13 protein-coding genes are annotated in these 12,108 nt (G+C 54.5%); 5 read left to right on the forward strand and 8 right to left on the reverse strand.

All coding sequences use genetic code 11. The features are described from left to right. Nucleotides 1-62: 62 nt before the first annotated feature. A complete protein-coding gene (gene soxR / locus MID00_RS19990; protein ID WP_009455765.1) occupies nucleotides 63-551 on the forward strand; it encodes a redox-sensitive transcriptional activator SoxR in 489 nt (162 codons plus the stop codon). Nucleotides 552-712: 161 nt separating this feature from the next. Here soxR and MID00_RS19995 read toward each other — a convergent pair whose 3' ends face one another. The 3 genes from MID00_RS19995 to MID00_RS20005 form a co-directional block, all read right to left on the reverse strand. Next, nucleotides 713-1,249, reverse strand: a complete 537-nt coding sequence (locus tag MID00_RS19995) for an AmiS/UreI family transporter (RefSeq protein WP_026482851.1) — start codon at nucleotides 1,247-1,249, stop codon at nucleotides 713-715. Nucleotides 1,250-1,626: 377 nt separating this feature from the next. Continuing rightward, a complete protein-coding gene (locus MID00_RS20000; protein WP_254500314.1) occupies nucleotides 1,627-2,592 on the reverse strand; it encodes an arsenic resistance protein in 966 nt (321 codons plus the stop codon). Between the two features lie 47 nt (nucleotides 2,593-2,639). Further along, the gene (locus MID00_RS20005) at nucleotides 2,640-2,882 is read right to left on the reverse strand and encodes a hypothetical protein (RefSeq protein WP_009455761.1); all 243 of its coding nucleotides are present in this window, start codon (nucleotides 2,880-2,882) and stop codon (nucleotides 2,640-2,642) included. A gap of 131 nt (nucleotides 2,883-3,013) precedes the next feature. Between MID00_RS20005 and MID00_RS20010 the strand changes: the two genes are divergently transcribed. Beyond that, nucleotides 3,014-3,439 carry a hypothetical protein gene (locus MID00_RS20010; protein ID WP_251197139.1) on the forward strand — a complete coding sequence of 142 codons (426 nt, stop codon included), beginning with the start codon at nucleotides 3,014-3,016 and terminating at the stop codon, nucleotides 3,437-3,439. A gap of 34 nt (nucleotides 3,440-3,473) precedes the next feature. Here the strand turns inward: MID00_RS20010 and MID00_RS20015 are convergent, their stop codons facing one another. Both MID00_RS20015 and MID00_RS20020 read right to left on the reverse strand, forming a co-directional pair. Beyond that, nucleotides 3,474-4,316, reverse strand: coding sequence for a DNA/RNA non-specific endonuclease (locus tag MID00_RS20015; RefSeq protein WP_254499448.1), 843 nt, complete (start codon nucleotides 4,314-4,316; stop codon nucleotides 3,474-3,476). Nucleotides 4,317-4,583: 267 nt separating this feature from the next. Then, a complete protein-coding gene (locus MID00_RS20020; RefSeq protein ID WP_009455758.1) occupies nucleotides 4,584-4,982 on the reverse strand; it encodes a DUF1090 domain-containing protein in 399 nt (132 codons plus the stop codon). Between the two features lie 350 nt (nucleotides 4,983-5,332). Between MID00_RS20020 and MID00_RS20025 the strand changes: the two genes are divergently transcribed. Next, on the forward strand, nucleotides 5,333-5,671 hold the full coding sequence (locus MID00_RS20025; RefSeq protein WP_230940604.1) for a DUF202 domain-containing protein: 339 nt from the start codon (nucleotides 5,333-5,335) through the stop codon (nucleotides 5,669-5,671). 96 nt (nucleotides 5,672-5,767) lie between these two features. On the opposite strand, the gene MID00_RS20030 is transcribed toward MID00_RS20025, so the two are convergent. Both MID00_RS20030 and MID00_RS20035 read right to left on the reverse strand, forming a co-directional pair. Further along, nucleotides 5,768-7,543: an SLC13 family permease gene (locus tag MID00_RS20030; protein WP_021446734.1), complete on the reverse strand. Its 1,776-nt coding sequence runs from the start codon at nucleotides 7,541-7,543 to the stop codon at nucleotides 5,768-5,770. A gap of 166 nt (nucleotides 7,544-7,709) precedes the next feature. Continuing rightward, nucleotides 7,710-8,516 carry a sulfite exporter TauE/SafE family protein gene (locus MID00_RS20035; protein ID WP_250757059.1) on the reverse strand — a complete coding sequence of 269 codons (807 nt, stop codon included), beginning with the start codon at nucleotides 8,514-8,516 and terminating at the stop codon, nucleotides 7,710-7,712. Between the two features lie 106 nt (nucleotides 8,517-8,622). On the opposite strand from MID00_RS20035, the gene MID00_RS20040 reads away from it, so the two are divergent. Further along, nucleotides 8,623-9,390, forward strand: coding sequence for a helix-turn-helix transcriptional regulator (locus MID00_RS20040; RefSeq protein WP_254499449.1), 768 nt, complete (start codon nucleotides 8,623-8,625; stop codon nucleotides 9,388-9,390). Between the two features lie 120 nt (nucleotides 9,391-9,510). Here the strand turns inward: MID00_RS20040 and MID00_RS20045 are convergent, their stop codons facing one another. Continuing rightward, entirely contained in the window at nucleotides 9,511-10,416 is a 906-nt protein-coding gene (locus MID00_RS20045) for a hypothetical protein (protein ID WP_009455739.1), read from the reverse strand. A gap of 871 nt (nucleotides 10,417-11,287) precedes the next feature. Here MID00_RS20045 and dapD point away from each other — a divergent pair. Continuing rightward, nucleotides 11,288-12,106, forward strand: a complete 819-nt coding sequence (gene dapD, locus MID00_RS20050) for a 2,3,4,5-tetrahydropyridine-2,6-dicarboxylate N-succinyltransferase (protein ID WP_026482863.1) — start codon at nucleotides 11,288-11,290, stop codon at nucleotides 12,104-12,106. The last annotated feature ends 2 nt before the right edge of the window (nucleotides 12,107-12,108 follow it).

Below are 12,108 nucleotides of genomic sequence, written 5' to 3' on the forward strand. Positions count from 1 at the left end.
ATAGGCAAGAGTGGTCTTTTATAAAACCTCATGTATAGATGAGATCAAGAGATCCAGACACCATGAGAATCGATACCAGCATCCCTCTGTCAGTGGGTGAAGTCGCCCGCCGCAGCGGGGTCACCATTGCAACCGTGCATCACTACGAAACCAAAGGTCTCATTCATGGCTGGCGTAGCGATGGTAACCAGCGCCGCTATCACCGGAATGTTCTACGAAAAATTGCGGTCATCAAAATTGCACAGCGCGCCGGCATTCCACTGGCTACCATCAAAACAGCCCTGGATGAATTACCTACTGGCCGGCCACTGAACGCAAAGGACTGGGCCACCTTGTCCACGAGCTGGCGGGATATGTTGAATGAGCGGATTCTCAGCCTGACACAGCTACGCGATGAGCTGGATGGCTGTATAGGCTGTGGGTGTTTGTCCATGACGGACTGCCCACTTAGAAACCCGGGGGATCAGTTATCCCTGTCAGGCGCGGGTGCTGTGCTGCTTGATGCCGGACGACACAATCAGAAGCGGAAGAAAAGAGCGGGGGAAATCTGATCGCGCGGCTTGTGTGAAATCCAGGCTGAACACGCAGCGCATCAGGGTTGGAAATCAGCGAAAACCGACTCTTACTTCACTATGCCAGAAGGCATCAGGCAGCAAAAAGGCCCAGTTTTCACACCAGGCCTTTTTTACTTTCCAAGAAACGCCCTGCTCTCTTAGATCACTCCCCAGAAATACAGCAGCGCGGGAAGCAAGGCTGTCAGCACCCCTTGCACGGCAGACACCAGCCCAGTCAGGCGGGCAATGGGTTTATTCAGCACCAGCAGCAAGAAGAACATGAACCAGAGCACTGCCCAGGACAACCAGCTCAGGACTTGCCAGTAGTCAAAAATCCGCTCGGCTACGCTCAAATTTGTAAGGGCGGCGGGAACAGCGATGCAGGCGACCACCAGGGAATACCAGCCCAAGGCACGCCCATCACTTCCTGTAAACGCGTTCACCCCTACCCAAAAATAGGTCAAGGCAAACAGGCCCAGATAAATGGCCGACAAGGGAGAGTACACGGTGCTATTGGCGGGGTTCAAGATATGGGACATGCAGATGAATCCCAGTACGGCCGTGAACAAGTTGACGATAGCAGCATCTTTGGCATCCACCAGCCTGCCAGCATGATGGCCTTCAGAGTAAAAGAGACGAACACCATTAACGAACAGGCACAGGCCTGCAAACGCCAGAAAAGCGGCAACTAGCATTTTGAAGATATCCTAAGTAAGAAGGCGGACACAGAACATGCCCGCAACATGATGTTGCACTCAAGGCTGAGGCGGAGCAGATCATAGAGCTTGGCTACGCAATTGCCATGTGATTTTTTTTATAAGCTCTATAAGAAAAAACCGCGCAATTTTGCGGCGGTTTTCCAGTGAAAATTCTTGCTGAAAAGCGAGCGGTTTGCACAGGCATTAGCAGACAAACGCCCCCTTCTCCATTTTGGAAGCAGACTCAGCCCAGGGCCAAACAAAGTCCCTTTTAATCAATGAGTTAAAAAATTATCGAAGCCTGGGAAAGGCCGCTACAAATGACGTCTGGCAACTGACCAAACCATAAAAAGCGTGCCTGCTCAAGAACCCGCTCAAGCCTGTTCGTTTTGGCCCCAGTGAGCCAGCACACGCACATAGATCAACTGTGCCAGCAGCTCCACCAGAGTCTGCGTCAAAATGATGGCTGGCAACAACGGCAAAGCCCCCGGAATTGCCAAAGCCAGAGGCAGCACCACCAAAGAATTGCGAGTTGCACTGCTGAAAGCCACCGCACGTCGCAACGGGACGGCCAGCTGCGCTTGCCGTGCCAGCGCCCAGCCGATGACAGGAGCCAGAATGGCAAACAGCGCATACACCGGCAACACTCGCCACAAGACATCCAGTGCAGGCTCCAGTTGTCGCAGAACAGCCGCCACGACGATGAACAAGACCAAAGCAGTGGCTGGAACGGGGGCCAAGCCCAAACCCGTTTTTATGTGCGCCCAGCTATGACTTTTACCCGCAAGATACTGGGTGGCCCCCGCCAGCAGCAGCGGAATCAGAATCAGGTAAAAGAAAGCATTCAGAAACGGCCCGGCTTTGATGTACAAACCGAACTGTTCCACCAAGGCCAATTTCAAAAACAAGGGCAGGAGCAGCATTTGCACAAGCAGCAGTACCGGCGTAGCGGCCAGAAGTGTGCGGGCGTCGGCACGACCTAATTGAGCAAAGGTCACGACGTAATCAATGCAAGGAGCCAGCAAGACCAACAGCACGCCCAGGCGCAACATGGTGTGGTCTGGCAGCAAGGGCAACAGCGCAAAGACCAATAGAGGTATCAGGAGAAAATTGGCCAGAAGCAAAACGGCCAGAAAGCGCAGCTGGGTCAGCGCTTTGCCTAACTGGGCAATAGGCACCTGCACAAAGGTGACATACAACATGAAAGCCAGCGCTGGATTGATCCAGTCGACCAGACTAGCTGGCATCACCCAGACACTGGCCATCCAGGCGGCCAGCAACATCGTCACACAATAAATAGCGGTTTGCCGGCGCTCTAACACATCACGAATCACGGCCAGCACCTCGTTTGGCTGAACAACTCCGGCACTGCCGTGAGAACTCCCTTTTACAGACCGCTACGGCGCAAACGTGCGGCGGACTGACGGTTCAAATCTCGAGCCTCACGCTCGGCATACTCGCTTTCTCCGGCTTCGTAACGGCCCTCGTGCATGCAGGACTCACGGTCCCAGGTGCATTCATTAAAGAGTTTTGACACGGGGCCACCACCGGGCTTCGCGGAGGAACAAGCTGCCATCAAAGCGGCCAGACCGAGCACCGCGCAACTTTGAATCAGACGTCGAACCATCATTGTGTTTTCCCTACAAAAAATCTTTATTGCAATTACCGCGAATCGAAATCAGAACCGATCGCGGACAATAGGAACACTGTACCCTGAGCCTCCAAAGCCCGTCGATTCCCTTTCCTGATAATTTGCAATTTATGACTCACGAACAATTTTTGCTATTGGCCCAAATCTTGAATCTGACGCCCAATCCCGAACTGGAGCAGGAAGTCCGACATCCGGGCGCGCAAATCAGCACACAAGCACAACAGATCCTGACTCTACATCTCCGGCTGAAGGAAGCCTATGTCATTCACAGGCCCACTGCATTTCGAGTTGTAGTCAGCCATGACGATCTGGACCGTTTCCCAGGCGCCCTGGATTTGAAGCAAGGTATGCATGTACAGCTGGTTTCTTACACCAGCGAGCGCTACATCAGTGTTCGTATCACCCAACTGCCAGCCACCCCCAAGGCGTATTTCAGGGGCGTCGTCAGCGAGCAGAACATCAGTTACCACGTTTTCGAGGTCGGGGACAGCGTGTATTTTTCTGAAGATCAAGTCCACGCCATACTCAATAAATAAAACGGGCTAGTGCCCACACGCCAAGGTGCCTGCTTCAACCCGATCTTTTCAGACTGGTGTCAGGCAGCAAGTGCAAGCCTGTCCGTCTTACAAACTCCTCGTAGCTGATGGGTGGTCCAACACGAGTGGAAGCCTGGTTAGCCTGCCAATGTACCCAGGATCGCCCTGTGGTGGCGTCATACACCAGCTTGAACAAATGACTGGGAACGGCAACCTGGCTGGAACCTATCGTCGCCGCATTGCGCTCGTACACAGGTCCGGTGAACACATACACATTGCCTGCGGCACGCGCCACATATTTACGGGTATCGGCTTCGATCTTGTTCCAGGGGCCGGCGTTGTGGACCTGATTTTGCGGCACCATATTAGCCAGAGAAAAGCTCTGGGCCATGCTCTGCTCCGAAGCCATATCCCCTGCCGGAGCCATATGCCCGCGCGAAAAGCCCGAGCCTCGATAGTCATTCAGCTCGGCTCGCTCTGCCTGCGGCAAACGGCCTTCAGCATAAAAACGATCCGTGCGCTTCAAGCCTTTGGCGGACTGAATCTGCTGACGATTCAGACGCTGGACGACAAACACCGGCGTCTTGGTTTGGCCGCTATGCAAAATCGCAAAAGAGCTGAAGCACAACTCTCTTTGCGTGTAAGCCATGGGCACGACAGGTCGCGAGCCGGGAAAGAACTGGGGGCAATGTGCAAAAGAGGTTTGAACATACCCCTCGACCGAGGCCGGAACAGGCACACTATCCTGCTGCGTCGCACCTGGCCAACCCAAGGACACCAGAAACGATTCAAGACTTTGCCAGTTCGGCCCTTGGGGATGAAGCCAGGCCGTTACAATCCCGAAACTGGTCAGGGCCGCGGCAAGGACGGACTTCAAAAATCGGGACGGGTTTGCCTGCCCTGTCTTTTTTCTACTACTGGTTTTTTTAACGCTACGACCTGTACTTTTTCTGCTCATACCACTCTTGTTTTATGCTTGGTCGGCTTACATCATTGCGCCGACTGCACCTGTGATTATAAGCAGTCCTTTCAGATTCAAAAGAATGTGCCCCCAGTGGGAGCACGTATTTATTTCTGACTCCGGCTTTTTTAACGCGATCAATCGCCAGAACAGGAAAAGACTCAGGGCTTGCGGTGACGCTTTTTACTGAGCACCCAGAGCCTGCAATTCTTTCAATTCATCTTGCAGTTGTTCCAATTTGGCACGATCACGTTCCAGTTTTTTCTCCAGCTTTTCCACCTTGTCTTGTCGCCCTTCAGCCCGTTTCTCGGCGATTTCATCCAGGCGCTCCTGGATATCCTCTTCCTGCTCGCGGATATCTTCCTGTACATCACGCAGCAAATCCGCGTCCCGGCAATGCATCTGCACATTGGCCAAGGCGCGCTCCAGGCCACGCTCTCGATGGACATTGCCATGCTGGCGAGCATAGTTGATCTGGTTCTGAATTTCGGCAGCCCGATACTGGCAAGCCGGGTTATCAGCCCAGGCGGGCAAGGCCATCACACTTAATACAGCACTCAAGCACCATACGGAACGTTTCATCCTTGTCACTCCTGCAGTGTTCATCCAGATAGCCATCATACAATCCAGACTCCAATTTACCTCAGGTGGACGATTGGAATAGACTTCGTCAATTTGTCACGAAAACGTGATTAGATTCGAAAATTCTTCTGTTTATGACATATTCAAGTAACAAAATTGTCGCAAATTGTGTCGATAAATTTACACAACTTGTCTTTAAGCATAAAACAGTTCAGTTACACTCGAAATCCTCATAAAGCAAACTTTTACTTTTAATCGTGTTCAACATCACCACCAGGAAACTGATTTTTTTCCTGTGCGCTGCTTTGATTGTGTTGTGGCTCTTTCCCTTTGCGCACGTCAACGAAAGTTTGCTCAACTCCTCCCAGGCGTATTCAGCCTGGCATACCAGTGTGCTCAACTCCTTGATGCCCTTGTCCATTCTGGCCGTTGCCAGTCTGATCTGGGCAGAACGGGCGGTGTCCGCTTGTCTGGCCATGGCCGTCAACACCGTCTTGTTTGTACTGGCGATCAAGAATATCTGCGATACCGCGGACCGCTTCTCGCGGGTCTGCGGTATTGATATTTCCGTTTCCTATGGAGCCATGTTGTACGGACTGGGCATGGCCACCCTGTGGGTGCTGCTGCTGAGCTATCGCTGGAAAGGTCCCAAGGAACAATCCGGCCCCTCGGGTGACGCAAGCCTGTAATCAGGTTCCTCTCGTCCTTGCATCATCCGGATGGTCTGCGGGGCCGGTGAGGCCATGACCAGGGTCTCCTTTATTCTTGCCGTACAAGTAACGGCTTCAAGCCGGATTGAAGGGCCAGAAAACGGGGATCAACAACACGCCCAACACCCAAAAAATCAGATTCAAGGGCAAACCCACTTTCAGGAAATCCACAAAACGATAGCCGCCTGCGCCATAAACCATGGTGTTGGTCTGATAGCCCACAGGCGTGGCAAAACTGGTGGAAGCCGCGAAGGTAACGGCGATCAGAAATGGAGTGGGATCGACGCCCATCATTTTCGCCGTGGACATTCCTATCGGTGCCAGCAAGACGGCAGCGGCGGCATTGCTCATGAATTCGGTCAGCATCAGGGCCATCAGGTAGACCACGGCCAACACGGTCAAAGGCCCAAAGGACTTCACCAGACCAACGGTATTTTCGACCAGAAACTGGGCCGCGCCGGTCTCGCTCATGGCCATACCCAAAGGCAGCAAGCCCGCCATCAAGATGATGATGCGCCAGTCTATGGCGTCGTACACATCATCTGCTTTCAAACAACCGGCCAGTGTCATGGCCACGGCACCGAACAAGGAGGTGATGCTGATAGGCACCCAGCCCAAGGCAGGCACCAAAATCACCAGGGCCATGGTGACCAGTGCAAACGGCGCACGCCAGCCCATTTCCTTTTCAGCCTCGCGCTCGGACAGCACGATAATATTGCTGTCAGCCCGCAAATCGGCCGCCTCTGCGGCCGGAGTCAATATCAACAAGATATCGCCCACTTGCAAACGCACTGCACGCAATTGCTCACGCAAGACCTGACCACGGCGATGAATGCCCAGCACGGTGGCGTTCTTGTGCCAGCCTGCTCCCAAACTGCCCAAAGTACGACCACTGATACGCGAACGCGGCGCAATCATGACCTCGGTCAGGACCTGATCGACCTGCTCAAAAGACTGTTGTTCCAGCTTGAACTGGGGGTCTACTTCCAGACCCGCTTCTTTGCGCAGTTCATCCAGCTTGGTCCAGTCTCCGCGCGCCAACAGCACATCGTCCTGCTCGATCTTCTGCTCTCGCGGGCCCCACACTTTGGTATCGCCGCGCAACAGCTCCAGCACAAACACCCCGTATTGCTCGCCCAGCTTGGCATCGCCCACCGATTGGCCAATCAGGGAAGAATCGGGCATCACCCGCAGCTCGGTAATGTATTTTCCCAGCTCATATTGCTCGACCAACTCGCCGCCACGGGCATCGGGCAGTAACCAGCGCCCTATCGTCAGCAAATAAAGACACCCCACAGCCATACAGATCACCCCCAAGGCGGTGAACTCGAACATGGTGAAACCGGGATGGCCCAGATCGCGGGCAATGGCATTGACCAGCAGGTTGGTAGAGGTCCCGACCAAGGTACAGACCCCGGCCATTTGCGAGACATAGGACAAGGGGATAAGCGCTTTGGAAGCCGACATGCCTATCCGTGCGCAGGCGGCCATGACGATGGGAATGAATACCGCTACCACCGCCGTGTTGTTCACGAAAGGAGCAATCACCGCCAGAACCAGAAACAACAGCAGCAGAAACTGCACAGGGGAGCGTGCCTTGCTCAGCAAATCCCCAATCCCGGACAGCGCCCCGCTATTTTGCAGCCCGGCAGCCAGCACAAACATGGCCGCGACGGTAACCGTGGCCGGATTGCTGAAACCACCCACGGCCTGCTCGGGAGTCACCAAACCCAGAACCGCCAAGGTGCTGAGCACCAGCAAGGCGATAGCATCTATTCGGAGTTTTTCTGTAGCAAACAAGACAATCGCGATTAAAGCCAGACCCAAGACCACTGCAATCTCTGTTGTCATGTTGCCCCACTCCTGTTTGTGCTGTGCTGCTCAGTATAGGGAAAAATGCAGCACAGCAAGCACTGCATTTCGCCGCACTCAACAAAAAAACACAAGTTTTCAAAACAGGAAAAGTGAAGCCTTCAAGCTTGGAAGGATCGGTGGCGCAAGGCCACCCCTGCAACGCTTAAACCAGCAGCATCACCAAAAACACCAGCCCCAACAAGGCGATATAGGCTTTGGCATGAATGCTGTCCGGGATCTTGCCGATCCAGCGCGAGGTGAAGCGAATCCCCAGCCAGGAGCCAATCACCAGCACCAGGCATGCGCGCAAGTCGATATAACCTGCATGCCAGGCCCCCAAGGAATCGGCATTCCAGGCCAGCATGGCGTAGGTCAGGCTCCCCACCACCGCCATCGGCAAGGACAAGGGGTTGGCTGCGGCCGTGGCAGCGGTCATGCTGGCACCGCGTCGACGCATCAAGGGGACAGTGATCACGCTACCACCGACACCCAAAAAGGCGGCAATCGCACCAATAATTACCCCGGCCCCAGCACTACTGGCCTTGCTTAAAGGGCGCATGGTATTGCTGGACTCTTGGGTGAAGCCGGAACGAAACAGGCTATCCAGAATCGTCAGGCCCAGATACGCCACAAAAACCCAACGTACCCAGGACCCGCTCAAGGCCATGGCTGCTGCCGCACCGGGAATCGCCCCCAAGGCGATGAACAGGAGCAAAGGACGCACTTGCCCCCAAGGCACAGTGCCCGCCTTGTGGTGGCGCCAGGTAGACAGGCCAGCACCAAAAATCATGACGCAGGTGGAAGTGGCCACCGCAATATGCATGGCCGCCTGCCCCATCTGACTGTCCACGCCATACATGCCAATCAGCACCGAATACAGCACGGGAACCACCACAAAACCGCCACCGAAGCCAAACAGCACGGTGGTCACGCCAGCCAGCAAACCAAAAAACAGCAATAGAAAATACATAGCCGCCCATCAACACAGATGACAAAACCCAAGAATAGGTCGCCCTGCTTTGGCTGGCATGCTAAAACCGGTCAACAATACTTTCGTTCCGGCCAGAGGCTTGCTTATGCACAATGTACGACTGGATAGCGTAGATGCCACCCCTCGCCCCTTGCTGGCGATTGGCACGGACTACGCGCCGGGCACGCTGCTGGACTTTCATGTGCACCGACGGGCGCAAATGCTCTATGCCATGACCGGGCTGATGGAAGTCGAAACCGACGATGGCGCCTGGGTAATTCCACCTTATAGTGGCGTGTGGATTCCAGCTGGGAAACGCCATCGCGTTCGCATGCAAAGCGCCAGCACCCGAAGCTTGTATATAGAGCCGGAAGCAGCACCTCGCAACAGCACACACTGCGAAGTGCTGGTCATTACGCCCTTGCTGCATCACTTGTTGCTGGCCTCCCTGGCCTTGCCCGCTCTGTACGAGGAGAATTGCCGCGACGGCGCCTTGGCTCAACTGCTTCTGCATGAAGTCGGTTTGGCGCAAACCATGCCGCTCTTTGCCCCCATCCCTCAAGACCCATCCCTGGCCCAGCTCTGCAAAGACTTTTTAAGTCAGCCCAATATTCAAAGCACGCCAGAACGGTGGGCCGGGCAAATCAATAAAAGCCTGCGCAGTTTTACGCGCCTGTTCCGGCAACAAACCGGCATGAGTTTTAGTGAATGGCGTCAACAAGCCTGTCTGCTGGCGGCTCTGGCCAAGCTGTCGGCCGGCCAATCCGTCACACAGATTGCACTGGATCTGGGTTACGACAGCTCCAGTGCCTTTTCCACCATGTTTCGTCGCCGCTTGGGGCAAGCACCCAGCAACTTTATTCGTGTTCCTTGAAGGAACTGACCAGACAGCAACTAGATGGAAGCAGAAACAAAAAGGCCCCCGGAGCTCTGACATCCGTGGGCCTGCACTGCCCGCCTCAACTTATAAGCGGCCTGGCATCATGACTGGGGCTTAACGCGTGATACGCGCCCGTCCACCAATCGTTGCAGCCAGACTGGCCACGAAGGCACCCACCAGCAAGGACGCAAATGCCCACAGCGCGAAAGCAGCGGCTGCCTTGCGAGCGGTGTCAGCCGCTTCACGAGCTTGCTGCTCCAGCTTGTCGGCTGTTTCCTTGGCTTGCTTTTGCACGGAGTCCAGACGCTCCTTGGCTTGCTCGGGCGTCAAGCCGGTACGGTTGGCCACCAAACGCAGCAAGTAATCCTGATCCTGCTGGGACACCTCCCCTTCTTTGAGGCTGCGAGCCAGAATCCGGCTGACCTCACGTTCCGGGTTGCCAGTCTGAGCAGGTGCATTGGCAGGATCTGCCGGACGCAACAAGGTGTCGGTGAAATAGCCCAAACCAGGGCCTTGCGCCTGATCCTTGCCTGCCTGGCCTACGATGGCCGATGCCGCTCCCACTCCAGCCCCGGCCAGATTCGCCCCTGCCTGAGCCGTACCCGAGACCAGCGAGGCGACACCCGAGCCCAGCAAGAAGACGCTGACAACCGCACTCACGGCCCAGACCAGAAAACCATGCGCCGTATCGCGGAAATGAACTTCGTCACCGTGAACACCTGTCCAATTGGTACGCAGACGTCCGGTGACATAGCCCGCAATACCGTAGGCAATGATCTGCGTGACAAAAAGCCAGATAATCGTCCCGATAGCCATCGTGGTGCCTGAGGCCCCGTCATTACTCCACGGGGAGATCGCCATGAAACCCAGGCCGGTCCCGCCTACCAGCAAGGTCACCGTCATGGCAGCGGCAATAACCGCGCCCCCGATGACAGCGCCCCAAGACACAGCGGAGTGCGAAGACTCCGCCACGGCTTGCGTCCCCAAACCTGCATCCGAACCAAATTGCGTTGTAGCCATGATGATTCCTTATTTCAGATTGTGATCGCACGCACCTTAGTGCCAAAACAGAGCCAGCAAAATGATGATAGGGATAGGAACACCCAGAAGCCATAAAAGGATCGATCGCATAAGCCCTCCCTTTGAATGAAAAACAAGAACTGAATGCAACAAAAAAAACACTTCACGCTCATTCTAGGCAGATAAAAAATCGATAAATTTTATAAAATGTAAAAAGAGAAACCGAATCAAAGCGCATGGCTGCAGGCCACCTCATTCTCAACATGGAGCGATTCATGACCCTGGACGAAAAGGAGTTAAACCCTTTTTACATAAGCTCTACAGAGGCAGACGAGAACGAAACAGGCTATACGATCAGGCAGCACACACCCGCAAACCAGGCCTCGCCCAAGAATTTCACACTAAGCTTGTATGGCTATACATGCTTATTTTTTATTATCTTGAAATAATTGATTACGTAGCTGATTGAATTGAGCAGCAGCAATAATAAATAAACAAAATAGCCGTGATAAGAAAAACAAAGGCAAGTAGAGAAACAATTATCGAACAACAAGAAAAAAGAAAAACAACTTCAGAAATAAAGTAAACAGAAAAAATCCAACACAGATATTGCAGGCCTCCGCATTCACCTCTGCACATGAAGTTCACTTGGCCAACACACCACCTTCCTGACCTTGCTGGCAGACTGCATCCCACGCGCATCTGTCCTCAAAAGCGACAAAGAAAGCCACAAAACCGTGCATGGAAGGGGCAGACTCGGTTATCCTGTTGCCTCCATTCAAGCTCGGCCGCTGCGGTGGTAAACCGCGCATCATGCGCCTTCTGTATCCCGATACTGCCAATGACGGCCTGCATTCACAGAGCCTAGCCTATGAGCGACCTCCAAAGTCTGATCGAATCGGCGTGGGAACAGCGAGCTTCCCTCTCCCCCCAAGAACACAGCATTGAACTGCGCACGGCCATCCATACCGTGATCGAAAAGCTGGATTACGGTTCCCTGCGTGTGGCGGAAAAAATCGACGGACAGTGGCAGGTCAACGACTGGGTCAAGAAAGCGATTCTTCTGTCCTTCAGGATCAACGAAAATCGCGTCATGGCCAGCGAGCCCGCTCCCTTCTATGACAAGGTGCCTCTGAAATTCGAGCAGCACGACCAGGCTGCATTTGCCCAGGCAGGCTTTCGCGCCGTTCCCGGTGCCGTGGTACGCCAAGGCGCTTACGTGGCTCCCGATGTCGTGCTGATGCCCTCCTTTGTGAACATCGGCGCTTATGTCGGTGAAGGCACCATGGTGGATACCTGGGCCACCGTCGGTTCCTGCGCCCAGATCGGCAAGCATGTTCACCTGTCGGGTGGCGTCGGTATTGGCGGGGTATTGGAGCCCCTACAGGCCAACCCCACTATCATTGAGGACAACTGTTTCATCGGTGCCCGTTCCGAAGTGGTGGAAGGGGTCATCGTGGAAGAGAACTCGGTGCTGGCCATGGGCGTATTCCTGTCGCAAAGCACCAAAATTTACGAGCGCGAAACGGGCAAGATTTACCAGGGCCGTGTCCCAGCCGGTTCGGTAGTGGTCCCTGGTTCCCTGCCTTCGGCCGATGGGCTGTACAGCCTGGCCTGCGCCATCATCGTCAAGCGTGTGGATGCCCGTACCCGCGCCAAGACCAGTATTAATGATTTACTTCGCGCCTGAAC

Source organism: Alcaligenes sp. NLF5-7, from assembly GCF_024266725.1.
GTDB classification, from domain to species: Bacteria; Pseudomonadota; Gammaproteobacteria; order Burkholderiales; family Burkholderiaceae_B; genus Alcaligenes; species Alcaligenes phenolicus.

Bases quoted from the DNA above. Each gene is read 5' to 3' on its own strand.
- soxR (WP_009455765.1), top strand. From the start codon at position 63: ATGAGAATCGATACCAGCATCCCTCTGTCAGTGGGTGAAGTCGCCCGC.
- MID00_RS19995 (WP_026482851.1), bottom strand. From the start codon at position 1,249: ATGCTAGTTGCCGCTTTTCTGGCGTTTGCAGGCCTGTGCCTGTTCGTT.
- MID00_RS20005 (WP_009455761.1), bottom strand. From the start codon at position 2,882: ATGATGGTTCGACGTCTGATTCAAAGTTGCGCGGTGCTCGGTCTGGCC.
- MID00_RS20010 (WP_251197139.1), top strand. From the start codon at position 3,014: ATGACTCACGAACAATTTTTGCTATTGGCCCAAATCTTGAATCTGACG.
- MID00_RS20020 (WP_009455758.1), bottom strand. From the start codon at position 4,982: ATGAAACGTTCCGTATGGTGCTTGAGTGCTGTATTAAGTGTGATGGCC.
- MID00_RS20030 (WP_021446734.1), bottom strand. From the start codon at position 7,543: ATGACAACAGAGATTGCAGTGGTCTTGGGTCTGGCTTTAATCGCGATT.
- MID00_RS20035 (WP_250757059.1), bottom strand. From the start codon at position 8,516: ATGTATTTTCTATTGCTGTTTTTTGGTTTGCTGGCTGGCGTGACCACC.
- MID00_RS20040 (WP_254499449.1), top strand. From the start codon at position 8,623: ATGCACAATGTACGACTGGATAGCGTAGATGCCACCCCTCGCCCCTTG.
- MID00_RS20045 (WP_009455739.1), bottom strand. From the start codon at position 10,416: ATGGCTACAACGCAATTTGGTTCGGATGCAGGTTTGGGGACGCAAGCC.
- dapD (WP_026482863.1), top strand. From the start codon at position 11,288: ATGAGCGACCTCCAAAGTCTGATCGAATCGGCGTGGGAACAGCGAGCT.